An 18252-nucleotide genomic window follows, 5' to 3' on the forward strand; every position below is an offset into this window, starting at 1 on the left:
CACCAGCCTTTGGTGGGTCAGACTTGGCAATCAACGCCTCACTGACATCGAATGAGAGTTATCTTAGGAAACCTAAGACCTAACCTTAATAGGCTCATAGCCATTTAGGGTTAGAACGAATCGCACGTGTCCTGTTCCCAGCTTCACTCTGTAAGTATCGAGCTTACTCGGTGTGGGCAGATAAGGAGTCACGCCTGAACCTGGCGGGTAGGACTTTCACCTACATCTAGTTGAAAGTTCAACTCGTAAGAGTTGGTAAGTTTATTTACGGGCTGGATACCGGGATTCACTTACAACGAATCGCACGGGGATTCAGTCTAGTAAGTTAAAGCGGACTTTTCAAAATCCCATCAAGTTTTTCAGACATTAGTCATTAGTCATTAATCATTTTTGACGGTTATCTAACTGGAGATTCGCTATAGTTAACGGTTAACAGGCAACGGCTAAAAGGAGTTAAAGAGATGGAAATTAAGCCAACTGACCCATCGCTAGCACTCATGGAAATTCCCCCTGGCTATCTCAACATTATGGGTTACGTTGATCAGTCAGAAGTTAATGGCCCTGGTTGTCGTGCAGTCATCTGGGTACAAGGTTGTCTGCGGGAGTGTCCTGGCTGCTTTAATACTAACTCCTGGTCTTTTGAGGCTAACCAATTGATTGCTGTTGATACCCTTGCCGAGAATATTCTCAGCAATCCCCACAACACGGGTGTAACGTTCTCTGGTGGAGAACCCTTTTGGCAAGCAACTGCACTAGCGTCTTTAGCTCGTAAAGTAAAAGCTGCTGGGTTAAATGTAATGTCTTTTACTGGGTTCACTCTTAAGCAACTACAGTCTCAATCAGCGCCGCCAGGTTCCCAAGCTTTGTTAGAACAACTTGATATTTTGATTGACGGGCCTTTTGTCCAATCTCTGGCAATTAATTCTCCCAACTCTCCAGTCTCTTCTAGCAATCAACGGGTTCGTGTTTTAAACCCGGACTTCCAAGACCAGATTACTTGGGCTAGCGATCAGATAGAAATCCACATTCTCAAGGATGGTGGACGCATTGTCACCGGCTATCAAGGTGGGCTGGAACTAACGGAATAATTCGTAATTCGTAATTCGTAATTCGTAATTCGTAATGAAAGTCATAACGCCTCAATTTATTGATGGAGATAAAAAGGATGATTCATTTTTCAGAGCAAGCGACTTCAGTTTTAGGGTAATAATTACGAATTACGAATTATTAATTACGAATTATGTTGGCTAGACCATTTCAGACAATTTTTACTGAACACCGTGTACTTTGGGCTGTTTTACTACTTAGTGCAGCACTGGTGGTAACGCTTGCGCTGTCGCTTTCTCAAGGAGCAGTACCTTTAAGTATGTCGGAATTTTGGCAAGCCATTCTCCGCGAAGGCGATCCGGTTAAACAGACAATTCTCTGGGATTTGCGTCTCCCACGCATTATCGCTGCTCTCATCGTCGGCGCAGCGTTGGGAATGTCAGGAGCATTACTGCAAGGAATGTTACGTAATAGTCTTGCTGATCCATTTATTTTGGGCATTTCAGCAGGTGCAGGATTAATTGTGATTCTGATGATTGTGTGGCAAATATTCCCGATCGCAATTCCTCTAGCAGCGTGGATGGGAGCAATTTTAACTTCTGCGATCGTTATTTTGCTCGGTCGTGCGGGGTCGGGAATTTCAGTTGAGCGGTTGATTTTAGGCGGAGTGGCGGTGAGTTCTTTATTAGGTGCTGTACAAAGTACATTGCTGCTTTTAGCTGAAGATGGTCAAATTCAAATTGCGCTGAGTTGGCTGGTTGGTAGCCTTAATGGACGGGGTTGGCAAGAAATTGCGACAGCTGGCCCTTACATCATTGTTGCATTGCTAGGGGGATGCTTGCTGGCGCGATCGGTAAATGTGCTGGCTTTGGGGGATGATTTGGCTGTGGGTTTGGGGGTTTCGTTGACGCGATCGCGCCTGTTAATTGGTGGTGTCGCCACTTTATTAGCCGCAGGTGCAGTCAGCATCAGTGGTTTGATTGGATTTGTTGGGCTTGTTGTCCCTCACGGTGTCCGCCTCATCGTTGGTACAGATCATCGCTTTGTTTTACCACTTTCCGCCCTCGCAGGTGCATGGTTACTTACTTTTGCAGATTTACTCTCTAGACTAGGAGCAGTAGAACTACCAGTAGGTTCTGTCACTGCGTTGCTGGGTTCACCACTATTTATCTGGTTACTTTATCGTCGTTCTGCTGGGGTTAATAAATTTTGAGATGATAAACTTGGGTTAAAGCAAAAATTATTTTCTGCCTGAAGTTGATACTATTAAGGAATATTCACTCATCTTTTATTTCCCGACAAATCTAATATTATTAGTGGGATAGGCTTTGATATCTTACTTCCTCTACAAGTCCCTAACGCCTCTTGGTATCTTCGTTTAAGGAAGATAACTTAACATTTTTGAGGGGTCTAAGTCCCTCGCTTCTAACAAGCAACAAGTTTTGCGGTGGGGTTAAAATCCCCATTGCAAAACTTAATTACGAATTACGAATTACGAATTACGAATTATTTTAATCCGCCGACTTTCACGCGAAAGTGGTACTAAAACTGGGGCTTGACTTTGAGGATTGCTTTCTTTAAAGCTTTCCACTATTTTAGAAATTTGTGCAATTGTTGGTGCTTCAAATACGCTACGCAAAGGTAACTCCACACGCAAGGTATCGCGCACTCTAGAGACAAGCTGAGTTGCTAGTAATGAATGACCCCCTAATTCAAAGAAATTGTTATAAATTCCTACGCGCTTAAGTCCCAAAACCTCAGCAAAAATTTTCATCAACACTTGTTCTACAGGAGTCCGAGGTGCGATGTAATTTTCAGACAATTGGGGCTGAATTGCATCATAGAATCCTCTTAAAGCGCGGCGATTGACTTTACCATTAGCTGTTAGAGGTAAAGACTCTAATATTACAAAAGCTGATGGCATCATGTACTCAGGCAATTTTTGTGCTATGTAAGTCTGCAATTGCGGCACTAATTTACGCGCAGCTTTGGCTTGTAGGGGATTATTGGCGTAAGATTGCCAGGGACGATGAGCCGTACTATGTGGAAAAATAGCTCCCTTACCTATTTTATCTTGCCGGACAAAAACCACATCATAGCGTCCTTCAATACTTGAATGTGACCAGGTAATATCAACTTTGTAAGGTGCATCCAGTGTATAAAAATCTTCTGGCTCTACTCCGAAATCTTCGAGTTCTTGCAAAGCTTTACGCATTTGACCTACAGTTTTAAAACCTTCTATATCTGATAGCCATTCTGCTGTTTTAACTGCTGCCATTACCCGCGCATTAGGTACATTATTAATACATAATATTTCTGGTTTAGTTTCAATTAATAATTGACGCACTGCTGACACTGTTAAATTCTCTTCAGACCAGTTCAGCACTGAATAGTTTCCAGTATTATTAATAGTTTCATCATCAATATGAAGAATCACATTGTACCGAAATTGAGTTAATTCATTGCGTTCGCGTCCCCGCAGCAGTTGAATTTGTACATTGCTAATTTGGGGAAAGCATTGCTTTATTGCACTAAAAAAAGCTGGGTCAATCACCAACTCTGTTTCTTGGAAAATTTGCATTTGAACCCGTTGCTGTAACTCAGAACGGGTAAGGGAAGATTCAGCTTGATAGAGTTGCACTGATGCATGGAATGCTTGCAAAAGTGGCAAACTACGCACATCTCCTATGAAGATAAAGCCACCCGCAGCAGTTGCCCTCACAGCACCTTCTAATACACGAATCAGATAATCAATAGTAGGAAAATATTGTACAACTGAGTTCAGAATTACTGCATCAAAAGCTGCTGTTTCTACTTTCTCGAAGTCAGTAGCCATTTGCTGATACAGCGTTACCTGCGGCATTTCTTGCTTTTGCAACTGCTGCTGTATGTAGTTAAGTGAAACTGGAGAAAAGTCTGTTCCACAATATTTAGCGCAGTGAGGCGCAATTCTGAACAGAATTAAACCTGTTCCACAACCAATTTCTAACACTCGCTTGGGTTGAAAAGTCAAAATTTGCGCTACTTGGTTATTTACCCACTCATGCATTTGTTTTGCTGGAATAGGCTGATTTGTATAACTACTGTTCCAACCGACAAAATTCGATGTTACATCTGAATCAACAGCAGGCTGATTATAAGTTTCGTCATAGAGCATCTGCCATTGCAAAACTTGCTCATTCTGCAATTGCATTAATTCAACATTCTCTTGCTCACTGCTGTATTCAGCTTTCGCTATCACATAAGCTACTAGGCGTTTTTCCTTTTCATGTTCACGACTTATTACTACAGTTTGCTGTACTGCTGGATGCTGACTCAGCACTGCTTCAATTTCGCCCAACTCAATGCGGTAGCCACGGATTTTTACTTGCTCGTTGAGGCGGGCTAAAAACTCAATGTTGCCATCTACTCGATAGCGGACTAAATCACCTGTTTTATAAAGTCGTGCTTTTAACTTATTAGTAAAACTATGAGAAATGAAGCATTCAGCAGTTAAATCAGGACGGTTTAAATAACCTCGTGCCAATCCATCACCACTTATATATAATTCTCCTGAAACACCAATGGGTACTAGTTGTAAATGTTTATCTAATATGTAAACTTGGGTGTTGGCGATCGCACTACCAATTGCAGGTGCTAAATTATCTTTATTCTTAACAGAAATATGACCAGAAGTTGTAACAACTGTGTTCTCAGTTGGCCCATAATTATTATATACTTGGAAGGAGTGCGAAGCTAAAGGATATTGATTTAGTTTATCTCCACCTGTAAGCAATATTCGTAAAGCGGCATCTTCAGGAAAATCTAATAATAAAAACTTTTCTGCTATAGGTGTTGGTAAGAAAGAAATTGTGATTTTTTGCGATATTAACCAATCTCGCAGATATTCAGGCGATCGCCTAATTTCATCATCTACAATATAGATACTTGCTCCAGCACTAAGGTAAGGCCAAATTTCCCAACTGCAAGCGTCAAACGCAACCCCGGCTATCTGCGTTACTCGGTCAAAAGGTGAAACGGTAAAGGCTTTTTGATGCCATAATACTAGATTTAATAATCCTCTATGTTCAATTTGTACGCCTTTAGGTTTTCCTGTTGAGCCAGAGGTATAAATAACATAAGCAAGGTTGTCTGCTGCAACCTCACTAAGGAGATTATCTTCAATTTCTTGAGCAATAATTTCGCAATCTTTATCTAAACATATTATATTTGAATTATAGTTTTCCAAACGTTCAAGCCATCGCTCGTGAGTTAATAAAACTGAGACTTGAGCATCTTCAAGCATAAAGTTTAAACGTTCAGATGGATAGCTTGGATCTAGAGGCACATAAGCTCCACCTGCTTTCAGAATGCCCAACATCCCGATTACCATATCAAAAGAGCGTTCTACACAAAGCCCTACTAGAACTTCGTTTTTAACTCCTAATTTTTTGAGATAATGTGCAAGTTTGTTACTACGTATATTTAACTCTTTATAGCTGAGTTTATCATCGCCAAATACTAGTGCGTTCGCGGAGCGTGCGTTTAGCGCAGTCGCATCAGGATTATGTTCTACAACTTTCTCAAATAACTTATGAATACACTTATCTTGAGGGTAATCTAACTGAGTATTATTCCATTTAACCAATAAATTATGTAACTCAGATTCACTTAGAAGCGGTAATTGTGAAATTCGTTGTTCTGGATTGGCAACTATACCTTCCAGTAATGTTTGGAAATGTCCTAACATTCTGGTGATAGTAGCGTCATCAAATAAATCAGTGCTGTAAATTACAAAACCACTAATTCCTTCTGAACTATCTACCCATAAGCCATTTTGAGTATTTGACTCCCACAGGTGGAACTCCAAATCAAAGCGTGTTGTTTCTGTATCAAATGGTAGCGGGCTTAAAGTTAAACCAGTTAACTCTAATGCTGACATAGGCGCATTTTGCAGCGCGAACACCACTTGAAACAGCGGATTTTGATTCAAATTACGCTCTGGATGCAGTTCCTCTACAAGTTTTTCAAAAGGTAAATCTTGATGAGCATAAGCCCCTAAAGCTACCTCTTTGACTCGACTCAATAATTCTCGAGAAGTTGGGTTTCCACTTAAACAAGTACGCAGTACTAAGCTATTGACAAAAAAACCAATTAATCCCTCTATCTCACTACGGTTGCGATTGGCAATGGGTGAACCAATAGCAATATCTTCTTGTTGTGTGTAGCGGTAAAGTAAAACTTTAAATGCTGTTAGGAGGGTTATAAATAAAGTTACCCCTTCTTGCTGTCCGAGAGCTAAAAGTGCTTCGCTCAAACTTTTTGATAATTGCAGAGGTTGCCTTGCACCCTGGTAAGTTTGAACAGCTAGTCTTGGTCTGTCGGTTGGCAGATTTAATATAGAAATGTTGTCTAATTGCTTCTGCCAGTAATCGAGTTGCTGTTCTAATACTTCCCCCTGCAACCATTGGCGTTGCCAGTATGCAAAGTCTGCATATTGAATTGTAAGTTTCAGCAGAGGAGAAGGCTGATTGCTAGTAAAGGCTGTGTAGAGTGCTGCTATCTCTTGAATCAGCACTCCAATAGACCAACCATCGGAGACAATGTGGTGCATATTCAACAGCAGGATGTATTGTGTCTCATCCAACCACAGCAGTTTTACTTGCAGCAACGAATCAGTTGATAAATTGAAAAAACGTTGAGCTTCTTGATTAGTGAATTGTCGTGCTTGTATTTCTCGTTCGGCTTGTGGCAGTTGCCGTAAATCTATTATTGGTAAAGGTATTGTTAGCGTCGGATTAATTACCTGAACTGGTTGCCCTGACTGGATGACAAAAGTGGTGCGTAAAGCTTCATGTCGTCGGACAATTTCGTTAAAAGTTTGCTCTAGCGCGGCTTTATTTAGCGAACCTGTTAAATGTAGTGCTACTGGAATGTTATAGAAAGGATTATTAGGGATTAATTGGTCAAGAAACCACAGCCGTTGTTGAGCAAAGGAGAGGGGAAGATTTTCAGACCGCGAAATAGGTACAAGAGGTCTAAAGTTGTGGTTATGAGTACGATTAGTTGCTTTTAAAAATTCAATAATTTCTGCTTTATGCTCTTGAATTTCTGTACGCAGTTCTACTGTAAGAGTTCCTTCAGGCGCGTTACAACGAAACTTTTCACCATCAATAAAAATTTGAATATCTAAGCTGCGAAGATAAGATAATAGCTCAACTGTATTCAAAATTACACCCCTTCGGAACAGTTGTTATTTATAAAAAGCTGGAGATAGAAGGAATATTGTTTGTTAATAGTTATTTTTGCCACTCTACACTCTTTATCAACTAACCCAGCATTTTTATCACACTTATAACACTGTATAAATCATTCTTGAGAGTGAAAGTTGGATGATTCTAACTATGGTATGAAGCTAAAAGCAGTTAACAAAGTATCGCAAGGTTTAGGCTAATGATATTCATGCCTCATAATTTTCTACTTGTATGGCTGTTTCAACTGCTGTCTGTTGGGGTACTTGGCGGGGGAATCTACATTCTCTATGAGTGGTACGAAGGAGAACTTGTAGGAACGTCCTACTTAGTAGCTGGACTAGTAATGGTTCTGTGGACTTTTGGCGGCCGTTTTATCAGTTTGCCACTGCTGCGCCGTCCTGGAAACGAGGAACCCAAGTTTATGCGTAGCAAAACCGTGCAGCGCTTGCCACGTCCAGATGGGAGCGTGTTGCAAGTAGAGTTTTTTGGCCCTGAAGATGGTCAACCAATTATTTTGTCACACGGTTGGGGGCCAAACAGTACTATATGGTATTATGCCAAGCGACAATTGAGCGATCGCTTCCGAGTAATTGTTTGGGATCTACCAGGGTTAGGAAAATCCTCTAAAGCGAAAAACAATAATCACTCTATAGAAAAATATGCCCCTGACAGTTCGATGAAACAGATACATTTGCAACTATTAACGTTCCTGTATTGGTAATGTGTGGGGCTTCAGATATAGCGACGAAACCTGTGGCGAGCGATCGCATGAAAGCAGAATTGCCTTATTCTGAACGAGTCACCCTAAAATCAGGTGGACACATGGCATTGATGGAACAAAACCAGCAGTTTGCCGAAGCAGTCAGCACGTTTTGCGCTGGCTGCTCATAGCTGCCTGAATCCCACATTTAGCATCCATCAAAAAATATTGCTCTAGGGTTGACATTTTCGTGTTTCGCGCAGTCTGTAGCAACTTCCGCCTTCCCTGCAAGAACTTCCGCCAAGACGTTTCCGTGTTTCGCGCAGTCTGTAGCAACTTCCGTCTTAAGAGTAAGAACTTCCGCCAAGACGTTTCCGTGTTTCGCGCAGTCTGTAGCAACTTCCGTCTTAAGAGTAAGAACTTCCGCCAAGACGTTTCTGTGTTTCGCGCAGTCTGTAGCAACTTCTGCTTTAGTTTCTGTATTTCGCACAGTCTGTAGCAAATTTCGCTTTCCCTATAAGAACTTCCACTTTTTCTGTAGCAACTTCTGCTTTAACCCCAGTTTTGCAGTTTATTAGGACTTACGCACTGTACAAATGCATCGTGATGTGCATTACCTAAAATACGAAGTTTTCAGGCTTTTCTTAATTATCCTGCGCGTAAATAGACCATGCTGTAGGGGCACAGCAATGCTCATACGTGTCAACTTAACGTAAAAGCCATGTCCCGCAAGGAACTAAAGTTCCTTGCTAATAGCGAAAGTCATCTCTTGATGACTAAATAATCCGAAAAATCTTTAGTCTACTTTAGTAGACTTTAGCTATTAGCCTAGAACTTTAGTTCCAGGCGGGCGAGTCAGCTAACAGTTAAGCTACTTTTAGCTTAAGTTGACACCAATGAGCAATGCTGTGCCCTTACGAAAGATATGGTTTTTAACCTTGCTCCATATTTGGTATTTCTTGTCAATGCGTAAGTCCTATTTATTTAATCCGCATTCCTTAGTACCTTTTGATTACTTCCAAAGTAAAGGTCGCCCAATTCTTCCAAAAAAACATCAAGTTAGCTCGTTCCTGAAGTGTTGGACTCATTGCGAAGGCTTGCACTAGCCCTAATATGTTTTTTTTCGGCTCTAATCGACTGGATGCTAAGATGACGGGCAAATCTCGACGGGCTTCTGCAATGTCCCGTACCAATCGTTCCTGAATGAACTCTTCGGTAGCTTCCTCATTTTCGGAACGTGCCTTTGCACCGAAAATCGATAAATCTGCTCCCGGTGGAATCATTGCAAAGCGGTTGTCGTTATTTACATCCACTGCACCACGATAGACTCGATGAGAATACTGTTCAAAGCGTTCTTGTCGTGTACTGGTGATATTAATAGCCGAGCGATTCATGCTCAGGCGTTCGGCTAAGATGCGATATCTGAAATTAAATTGCTCGTCTATTTCTGTGAGATTTTCTGGGGTAGCTTCCAGTTGGTCTATCTTTTGGGCACCGAGAGAATGAGCAGTAAAGGTAAAAGGTACGCCTGTCTCCTTTTCAATTAGAACGCCACACAGTCCTCCATCGCCGTAGTGAGCAGTCATAGCATCGGGTAAGCCACCTTGCTGTTGATAAAACTTCAAGATGTTGGGTATCCAATCAGCGACCAGATGAGGCCATAACAACTCTTTAGGGAGAAATTCTTTTGGCCCTGCTGGCAAGCGGATAATGCGGATGTTATCGATCCCTGGATAAGTGTCAATCACTTCGGCAAATTCTGGCCACTCCGGGTCAATGATTTGACGGGTGAGAATATCAACTTGATGACCCATTTGAGCTATGGCTATGGCGACTTGCTTAACGTAGACTAGCTGACCCCCAAAATCTGCGTGTTTCGTTATATGACTATTGGCTGAATCAAAATTGCCTTGAGGGTTGAGAAATCCAATGTGCATCGCCCACTTCCTAATACAGGTTGATTTCCACTAGAGATTTTGCCTGAAGATGGTAGCATAACAGCTTAGTGAGCTTGTTAAAAACTTCCAAAGCTGAAAGACGCAGGCAGTGAGGCTGTATATAAATGCCATCAAAAAGTAAGCCAAAGGGCTTTTATTGATTCCCTTTAGCTTAAACCCAGCCAATTCGCGTATTTTCCTAATGTTTAAGTTAATCGCTACTGCGGTTGGCGCATATATACCGGATGACATAAATAGCATGGTAACTTTCAAGAAACAAGGCAGGAGGTGAGTAGCAAGTGGTACGCCGTCGGCTGCGCTGCTCTTAAAAAATACAAGGGAAAATTACTTAATCTACCTAGCAACACTACGGTTTAAGGCTTAAAATCAGGTAAATTAACTATTGTTTCCAAAAATGGAAATTGAGTGTAGTGTATCTAGTCGGATTTTTTATTGCTGTCTTTTAATTTTTATCATCAGTCAATACAAATAATCTTGAGTCATGTCAAAGACAGACCATGAATCTTGCGCTGTAGAAAAGGCAATCTTAAAAAGCTTTAATCGTCAATCTCTACTCTCCAACGACGATTCGGGTTGGAGCGGTATCCGCTTCCAGTTCACTCATAGCATCAGCGCAAGTGCATTGCCAGAAGAGATTGTCTTTCCAGAGAATGCAATTCATATTTATACAGATATGCCGTCTGACTACGTTGTGGAAGCGCGAATTAATGGACGGTTGCAAAAAAGCTCCCTTGTCACAGGTCATAGTCTGATCATTCCACGCGGTACAGTTTATTGGCAATCAGACACCCATAAAAGCAAAGGCATTACTTTAGGTTTGAACTCCTGCTTTCTTACCCGGACTCTCTCTGAATCGATTGACTTAGGTTGTCTGGAACTGCATCCTCAATTTCCGACGTTTGACCCGCTGATTTATCAAATTGGGCTAGCGCTGAAAGCTGAACTAGAACAGAATCGGCATTCTAGCCGTTTATATGCAGAATCTGCCGCAACGTTTCTCATCACCCATCTTTTCCACCATTACGCGCTTCGCAAACAAAAGGAGCAAATCACAACCACTGGCTTGCCTAAGTACAAATTACAACAGGTAATTGATTACATCCACGCCAATCTTGACTGTAATATTGGCTTGACCGAATTGGCTGACTTGGCTCAGATGAGTCTTTCCCACTTCTCTCGATTATTCAAACAATCAACGGGATACTCACCCCATCAATTTGTCATTAAGTGCCGGGTTGATCGCGCTAGAGAACTCCTCCTCAAAAGTGACTTGTCGATTGCGGATATCACTTATAAAGTTGGCTTTGCCAATCAGGGGCATTTAACCAATCATTTTAAGCGGCTGCTTGGAGTCACGCCTAAGGTTGTTCGAGAAAAATAGCCGAAACCTGTAAAAAAAGCAAAAACTCGTAAGACTAGATAAGAGTGCGATCGCTACCGTGTAAATCAGGATGCACCGCAAGTGTAATGAATAAACCCGCGTCCTAGCAAAGCTGTCTTGAAAAGTTGTTCTTGGGGGAGACCCCGATGATCAGACTTTTCGCTTCCAAGGAGAGATATTTTTATGGCAACAAAATTTACTGGCGGTTGTCTATGCGGCTCTGTCCGCTACGAATGTTTAGCCGAACCCATTACAACGGGGAATTGCCACTGTCGTGATTGTCAACGGGCCACAGGAGGTGCCTATGCATCTGGACTTCTTGTACCGCAGAGTGCAGTCACCGTCACCGGAGATATCAAATACTATGACGTGATTGGTGATAGCGGAAGCGTTGTTGGTCGAGGCTTTTGCCCAAACTGTGGTTCCCGATTATTTAGCAAGCCTCCCATCCCTGAGCTTATGGGCATTATGGCAGGGAGTCTCGATGACCCAAGCTGGTTCCAACCTGCGATGGATCTTTACACAGCCAGTGCCCAGCCGTGGGATTACATGAACCCAGACCTGCCCAAGTTCGCTAAGATGCCACCCACGCAGTAGCAGTAGGATGCGTTAACGAAGTAACGCACCATCTTTCTAATCTGTCACCGTGCATTAGCCAGAGGCATGACACATACTACAAGTTGGATATTTTTTTAATTGAAAGTCCCGGCATCCATATTTCTCAGGGCAAGATGTGAGGTAGGCATCGTGCAATACGGTTCGGTTAAAGGGGAAAGGGAAAAGGGGAAAGGTTTTGAATACATCCTTTACCCTTTACCCTTTACCCTTTCCCCAGACCACAAGGAAAGTGAAAAATGCTTATCCGAACCGTATTGAATACGGTTCGGATAAGACTTGATCCCCCCAACCCCCCTTAAAAAAGGGGGGCTAATAATGGCTTTATTTCCCCCTTTTTAAGGGGGACTAAGGGGGATCTTTAAGGACTATGCACCTTAACCGAACCGTATTGGAACCGTATTGAGGCATCGTGTAGTATGTCTACCTTAAACCTTTACTAAAAATGCAAACACTTGTCTTCTAACTGAAGGGTTTTTCCTTAAAATTCCACTTCTTCTCGCTCTTTTCCTGTAGTTCTAGTCTTATCCACACCTTTTGCTGCCCAACACATTGTATCAACGCACTTAGCAAGTTGTTCAATAGTTGGTGCTTCAAACAAATTGCGTACAGTTACATCTATTTGCAAGGTATCTCGGATTCGGGAAATTAACTGAGTCGCTAGTAGAGAATGACCGCCCAATTCAAAGAAATTATCATGAACACTTATCTGCTCTTTTGCCAGGACTTTGGCCCAAATTTCTCCAAGTAACTCTTCAACTTGCGATCGCGGTGCCACATAATCATATCTATCGAAAGTTACTATATCGGTTCTAGGTAAAGCACGGCGGTCTACTTTGCCATTAGCTGTTAATGGTATTGATTCCAGTACCACATAGGCTGCTGGCACCATGTATTCTGGTAACTTTTCTTTCAAGTATTTACGTAATACAGATGCTAAATCTGATACTTCTACTACATTAATAACAATATAAGCCACCAAATACTTATTATCAGGTATGTCCTGATCAGCGATAACCACTGTTTCTTTCACGGCTGGATGTTCACTCAACACCGCTTCAATCTCTGATAATTCAATGCGAAAGCCACGAATCTTTACTTGATTGTCAATCCGACCTAAAAATTCAATATTGCCATCTGGTAAATAACGGGCTAAATCACCTGTTTTATAAAGACGTGTTTTTGAATTATTACTAAAATGATTTATGATAAAGTGTTCAGCAGTTAATTCCGTGTGATTTAGATATTCTCGTGCCAGACCATCACCGCCAATATATAATTCGCCAGTAACGCCAATGGGCAAAGGTTGTAAATGGGAATCTAATATATAAATTTGTGTATTATTAATCGGGCAACCAATGGGAATAAATGTGGCTGATTCTGATAGCTCTTGGATATGATAATAAGATGAAAATGTTGTATTCTCTGTAGGCCCGTAAACATGAATTAAATGCTTTGGCGCACCATGTTGGATAATTTTTTTAACCCATCTTATATTAACAGCCTCGCCACCAAATAATAAATATCGCAATGAAGCAAAAGTTTGCGGAACATCTCTGGCAATCTGTTGAAATAAAGCTGTTGTCAAAAACAAGACACTAATTTCTTTTTGTTGTAACTGTAATGCAAACTCTTGAGGCGAAAGGATTACATCTTTGCTAACAGCTACAAGTTGAGCGCCGTTGAGTAGCGCTCCCCAAATCTCGAATGTTGCTGCATCAAAAGAAGTATTTGACGCTTGGGCGATTTTATCTGATGGGGAAAATTTTATATAGTTTGTATTGCACACTAGCCGATTTACAGCTTTGTGAGTTATAGCCACTCCCTTGGGTTTTCCTGTAGAACCAGAAGTATAAATAACATAAGCTAAATTGTTAGATATAATGCTACTTTCAAGGTTATTTTTGTTTTCTTGAATAATAATTTCCCAGTCTTTATCTATACAAACAATTGGATTCAAGAAACATTCAAAATACTTGAGCAAGTTTTCTTGTGTTAGCAATACTGAAACCTGTGCGTCTTCCAGCATAAACTTTAGGCGTTCTTGAGGATAGCTAGAATCTAAAGGAAGATATGCTCCTCCTGCTTTCAGAATGCCTAATAAGCCAACTATCATATCTATAGACTGTGAAATGCAAATACCGACTAATTTTTCTGAACCAACCCCAATTTTTTGTAAATATTGCGCTAGTTTATTGCTGCGTATATTCAACTCTTGATAAGTGAGTTGCTCGTTACCAAAGATTACTGCTATAGAATCAGGATGATGCTGTACCTGTTCTTCAAACAATTGATGGATACACTTATCATGAGGATAATGTGTTTTAGTGTTATTCCATTGCACTAATACCTGATGTAGCTCCGCTTCACTTAAAAGCGGTAAATTTGCAATGCGTTGTTCTGGATTTGCAACAATGCTTGGCAACAGAGTTTTAAAATGTTCCAGCATTCGGGTAATGGTAGCTTTATCAAACACATCTGTGTTGTAAACTATTACGCCACGGAGTCCTTCAGAATACTCCCAGTTTGCACCCCATAAGCTCCTAAAATCGTCAGAACACTTCCATAAGTGTAGCTCCAAATCAAAGCGCGTTTTTTTAAAATCAATATTCATAAAGCTAGGCACTAATCCAGGTAGCTCTAGTGCCGACATTGGCGCATTCTGCAAACTAAATACTACTTGAAATAACGGATGATAGCTCAAGTTTCGTTCTGGATGCAGTTCTTCAACTAGCTTGTCAAATGGCAAATCTTGCTGGCTATAAGCACCTAGTGTTACCTCTCTGACTCTGCCTAACAGTTCTCGAAAAGTCGGGTTTCCAGATAAATTGCTGCGTAGTACTAAACTATTAACAAAAAAACCAATTAGTCCCTCAATTTCGCTACGATTACGGTTAGCAATTGGCGAACCTACCGCGATATCTTCTTGAGATGTGTAGCGGTAGAGCAAAGTTTTAAATGCTGCCAGCAGCATCATAAAAAAGGTTACACCTTCTTGCTGCGAAAGCTTTTCTAATGCATCAGTTAGCTTTTTTGGTAACTCAAAAAATTGTGTTGCTCCTTGATAGCTTTGTATAGCTGGTCTTGGTTTGTCGGTAGGCAAATGCAGCATAGAAATACCATTTAATTGCTGCTGCCAATAAGTTAATTGCGTTTGCAGTACTTCCCCTTGTAAGCACTCACGTTGCCAGTGGGCAAAGTCGGCGTATTGAAGAGGCAGTTCTAATAGAAGCGGAGTTTGGTTCTGTGTAAAAGCTGTGTACAGCGCTCCCAGTTCCCGAATCAGCACCCCAATAGACCAATCGTCGCAGATAATGTGGTGCATATTCAGTAATAGAATATGTTCTGTCTTGGAAAGCACAAGCAACTTCACGCGCAGCAATGGCCCGGAAGATAAATTGAAGGGATGTTCTATCTCTGCGTTAATAATGCTGTTTACTTCAACCTCTCCTTCATCATCTGCCATTAGCTGGAGGTCTAATACAGAAATAGGTATTGTTAAGCTGGGTGCGTTAGCGCAGCTTTCCGCAGGAATCGCCTGTAGGGGTTGCCCATCCAAGACTATAAATGTCGTGCGTAAGCTTTCATGGCGACGCACAATTTCGTTAAAAGTCTGCTCCAGTGCCTTTAAGTTAAGCAAACCTGTTAAGCGAATTACTGTCAGCACATTATAAATAGTATTGTCAGGGATCAACTGGTCAAGGAACCATAACCGTTGTTGGGCAAAAGATACTGGAAAGACAAAGACCTCTTCAGAAGACATATAGCAATCCTAAATCATTCGTGAAAATCTCTCTTTATTCTCTCTGCGTTCTCTGCGCCTCTGCGGTTCGTTATAAAAAATTATAAGGAAAATGCCGAAAACCCCTGAGAGACAGGTGCGTAAGCACCGTATCTCGTACTTTAGGCAGGGGATGAAGGCTGGCAACACCATGCACGGGTGTTCTGATTTAATCTTTTTGGTGTGCTATATACTCTATTACATTCTTTGTAGAAATATTCCCAGCAGTGGAAACAAAATAGCTCGGTGTCCATAAAGTTGGGAGTTTAAGCAATTCTGGAAACTCTTTTCTTAGGTGATGAGAAGCTCGTCCTTTAATCCTATTCATAATTTGGGACGGGTTATCTGTTGGCTTCACATTCAAAAATAAATGCACATGGTCAGACATAATTTCCATTGCGATAATTTTCCATCTATTCTCATTGCAAACTTCACAGATAATTTCCTGTAGTCTTTCTGCTATTGCATCTACTAGCACTTTCTTTCTACGTTTGGGGATAAAGACGAAGTGATAGTTAAGAAGTGATATTGCATTTCCTTCATGTCTATATTCATCTGGAGAAAAACTTCCCATATTTCTGTAATTACTGATTGTGTTTTGTATATATAGTGTATAATCAACTAAGCTAATCGACAATAGGGGGGTGATACTATTTGCTAACGAATTACGTTTACAAGCTACGTCCTAACGTTACCCAGACAAACAAAATGGGCGGATGGCTAGATATGCTCCGCTCTACGTACAACTGGAGTTTGGCTGACAGAATAGCTCAATATAACCAACAATTCATTCAGGGCGACTATTGTGACATCAGAACTAGGGGAGAAGCCTGTCCAATAACTTGTTTTGTCAGCAAGAATGGCGCAAGTGGAGAACCCTGGAAGGATGCTAAAAAAGATTTAGATGGAAAGACAAAGAATCCACGGCGTAGTGCTGGAGATATCCAAATAACAGCATTACCAGAGTTAAAGAAAGCTAGACCCTGGTTTGGTGAAATTGACTCTACAGTGCTACAACAAAACGTTAAACGTCTTGACACTGCTTACAAAAACTTTTTTGAGGGCAGAGGTTTTCCCAAATTTAAAAACCGGAGTAACTTTACATCCTTCACCTACCAGATGGGTGTAAAAATTCAAGGTAATAAAGTCTACCTTCCTAAGTTGGGATGGATGCGTTTTTTCAATTCCCGCTTGATACCAGATGGATTTACTCTCAAAGCTGCAACAATCAGAAAGCGTCAAGACGGTTGGTACGTATCAGTTAAAATTGAAGATAAAAGCATTCCAGATTACGTATCAAAACCACTAGATGAAGTTAAGTCTGTCCTTGGTTGCGACTTAGGAATAACCAAACTTGTTCACTTGTCTGATAGGTATCAAATTGATAATCCTAAGTTTTCAACCGACAAAAAAGCTAAACGCACTCTGAAAATTAGGCAGAGGCGAGTTAGTAGAAAAGTTAAAGGTAGTAAAAATCGTAAAAAAGCAGCTAATAAGTTAGGGCGTTTTCACAAAAAGATTACAGATAAACGGACTGCCTACCAATGGAGTGTTGCTAACAAAATAGTATCTAGAAAGGTTGATGCTATTGCGTTAGAAGATTTAAATATATCTGGGATGTTGAAGCGTTGCAAAGTTAAAGTTGATGAAAATACTGGTAGATTTTTGAATAATGGACAATCAACAAAGAAGGGTCTAAATCGGGCTATCTCTGATGCAAGCTGGTGTGAATTAATTTTAAAGATTGAGTATCTCGCTGTAAAGCAAGGAAAGGTTGTAATTAAAATTAATCCTAAGCACTCAAGTCAAGAATGTAGGATTTGTGGGCATATTGATAAGTCAAATCGTGGTGGTGAGAAGTTCATTTGTACTCAGTGCGGATATCACGAACACGCTGATATAGGTGCTGCTAAAACAATTAGAGATAGAGGTCTGGAAATAGTACGTGGGGACTCCGCGAAACTAGCTGCTAGTCAGCAAAACGCCCAAAAGATGAGCCAGTGCGGTCTTGGGGTCTCCCCTGCGTTTTGCAACTGGCGTATCACCACGCTCTATGAGCAAACGTGGTGAGTTTGGGAACCTGTGCAAACAGGATATTAAGATTGTAAAGTCTTAAGAATCTCCTCGCCTTCAGGCAGGAGAGTGTCAAGTAAGGATTCAACATAATCGCCCGACAGTTGAGGTATTTCTAGAAGCTGCTTGGGCTATTGCTAGTGGTGATAATGCCCTTGTTGAAAAAATCAAATCACTACAGAAGCCAAGCAACGTTATGATCAACGCAAGCGGGTTGGGCAAATTAAACGGTTAATTAAAATGTTGAGCAACTCGTCCAAGTGATAAATACGCCATCATCGTGATTGGGTAGAAGGACTATATCGCTATAATCCCGCCCCCTCAGAACTGAACTGGACGTGCGGTAGGGTAGGTAGCCAGCGAGTTACCATTTTTGGCACTTTTCCAACCACCCCCCTCCAAACTACGCATGACCGTTTCCGTATCACGTAGCTTTCCAGTAACCATTACGTTTTGAGAGCCTT

General features: G+C 41.2%; 13 protein-coding genes. 8 read left to right on the plus strand and 5 right to left on the minus strand.

Going from position 1 to position 18252, the window contains the following annotated elements:
- Nucleotides 1-461 precede the first annotated feature (461 nt).
- Nucleotides 462-1088, plus strand: a complete 627-nt coding sequence (locus LC653_RS38885) for a 4Fe-4S single cluster domain-containing protein (protein WP_229500670.1) — start codon at nt 462-464, stop codon at nt 1086-1088.
- A gap of 152 nt (nt 1089-1240) precedes the next feature.
- A complete protein-coding gene (locus LC653_RS38890; protein WP_229500671.1) occupies nt 1241-2260 on the plus strand; it encodes a FecCD family ABC transporter permease in 1020 nt (339 codons plus the stop codon).
- Nucleotides 2261-2539: 279 nt separating this feature from the next.
- Here LC653_RS38890 and LC653_RS38895 read toward each other — a convergent pair whose 3' ends face one another.
- Nucleotides 2540-7255, minus strand: coding sequence for a non-ribosomal peptide synthetase (locus tag LC653_RS38895; RefSeq protein WP_229500672.1), 4716 nt, complete (start codon nt 7253-7255; stop codon nt 2540-2542).
- A gap of 233 nt (nt 7256-7488) precedes the next feature.
- Between LC653_RS38895 and LC653_RS38900 the strand changes: the two genes are divergently transcribed.
- Entirely contained in the window at nt 7489-8001 is a 513-nt protein-coding gene (locus tag LC653_RS38900) for an alpha/beta fold hydrolase (RefSeq protein WP_229500673.1), read from the plus strand.
- Nucleotides 8001-8171 (plus strand): alpha/beta fold hydrolase, encoded by a 171-nt coding sequence (locus LC653_RS38905; RefSeq protein WP_229500674.1) that lies wholly within the window; start codon nt 8001-8003, stop codon nt 8169-8171. The genes LC653_RS38900 and LC653_RS38905 overlap by 1 nt, the downstream gene beginning before the upstream one ends.
- A 17-nt stretch (nt 8172-8188) precedes the next feature.
- On the opposite strand, the gene LC653_RS38910 is transcribed toward LC653_RS38905, so the two are convergent.
- A complete protein-coding gene (locus LC653_RS38910; protein ID WP_229500675.1) occupies nt 8189-8482 on the minus strand; it encodes a hypothetical protein in 294 nt (97 codons plus the stop codon).
- A gap of 496 nt (nt 8483-8978) precedes the next feature.
- Nucleotides 8979-9917 (minus strand): glycosyltransferase, encoded by a 939-nt coding sequence (locus tag LC653_RS38915; RefSeq protein WP_229500676.1) that lies wholly within the window; start codon nt 9915-9917, stop codon nt 8979-8981.
- A gap of 502 nt (nt 9918-10419) precedes the next feature.
- On the opposite strand from LC653_RS38915, the gene LC653_RS38920 reads away from it, so the two are divergent.
- Nucleotides 10420-11319, plus strand: a complete 900-nt coding sequence (locus LC653_RS38920; protein WP_229500677.1) for an AraC family transcriptional regulator — start codon at nt 10420-10422, stop codon at nt 11317-11319.
- 183 nt (nt 11320-11502) lie between these two features.
- Nucleotides 11503-11916 carry a GFA family protein gene (locus LC653_RS38925; protein ID WP_229500678.1) on the plus strand — a complete coding sequence of 138 codons (414 nt, stop codon included), beginning with the start codon at nt 11503-11505 and terminating at the stop codon, nt 11914-11916.
- Between the two features lie 499 nt (nt 11917-12415).
- Here the strand turns inward: LC653_RS38925 and LC653_RS38930 are convergent, their stop codons facing one another.
- Nucleotides 12416-15697 carry a non-ribosomal peptide synthetase gene (locus tag LC653_RS38930; RefSeq protein ID WP_229500679.1) on the minus strand — a complete coding sequence of 1094 codons (3282 nt, stop codon included), beginning with the start codon at nt 15695-15697 and terminating at the stop codon, nt 12416-12418.
- 187 nt (nt 15698-15884) lie between these two features.
- Complete coding sequence (tnpA, locus tag LC653_RS38935) at nt 15885-16289, minus strand: IS200/IS605 family transposase (protein ID WP_229500680.1); 405 nt, start codon at nt 16287-16289, stop codon at nt 15885-15887.
- 80 nt (nt 16290-16369) lie between these two features.
- Here tnpA and LC653_RS38940 point away from each other — a divergent pair, with 80 nt between their 5' ends.
- Nucleotides 16370-17785, plus strand: coding sequence for an RNA-guided endonuclease InsQ/TnpB family protein (locus LC653_RS38940; RefSeq protein ID WP_229500681.1), 1416 nt, complete (start codon nt 16370-16372; stop codon nt 17783-17785).
- A 174-nt stretch (nt 17786-17959) separates the two neighbouring features.
- Nucleotides 17960-18052 (plus strand): carboxysome distribution maintenance protein McdB, encoded by a 93-nt coding sequence (locus LC653_RS48325; protein ID WP_504828439.1) that lies wholly within the window; start codon nt 17960-17962, stop codon nt 18050-18052.
- Nucleotides 18053-18252 lie beyond the last annotated feature (200 nt).

Source organism: Nostoc mirabile CHAB5784 (assembly GCF_020829645.1).
Classification (GTDB): Bacteria; Cyanobacteriota; Cyanobacteriia; order Cyanobacteriales; family Nostocaceae; genus Nostoc; species Nostoc mirabile.

Excerpts from the sequence above, each read along its gene's own strand:
- LC653_RS38885 (WP_229500670.1), top strand. The coding sequence starts at position 462 with ATGGAAATTAAGCCAACTGACCCATCGCTAGCACTCATGGAAATTCCC.
- LC653_RS38890 (WP_229500671.1), top strand. The coding sequence starts at position 1,241 with ATGTTGGCTAGACCATTTCAGACAATTTTTACTGAACACCGTGTACTT.
- LC653_RS38900 (WP_229500673.1), top strand. The coding sequence starts at position 7,489 with ATGCCTCATAATTTTCTACTTGTATGGCTGTTTCAACTGCTGTCTGTT.
- LC653_RS38905 (WP_229500674.1), top strand. The coding sequence starts at position 8,001 with ATGTGTGGGGCTTCAGATATAGCGACGAAACCTGTGGCGAGCGATCGC.
- LC653_RS38915 (WP_229500676.1), bottom strand. The coding sequence starts at position 9,917 with ATGCACATTGGATTTCTCAACCCTCAAGGCAATTTTGATTCAGCCAAT.
- LC653_RS38920 (WP_229500677.1), top strand. The coding sequence starts at position 10,420 with ATGTCAAAGACAGACCATGAATCTTGCGCTGTAGAAAAGGCAATCTTA.
- LC653_RS38925 (WP_229500678.1), top strand. The coding sequence starts at position 11,503 with ATGGCAACAAAATTTACTGGCGGTTGTCTATGCGGCTCTGTCCGCTAC.
- LC653_RS38930 (WP_229500679.1), bottom strand. The coding sequence starts at position 15,697 with ATGTCTTCTGAAGAGGTCTTTGTCTTTCCAGTATCTTTTGCCCAACAA.
- tnpA (WP_229500680.1), bottom strand. The coding sequence starts at position 16,289 with ATGGGAAGTTTTTCTCCAGATGAATATAGACATGAAGGAAATGCAATA.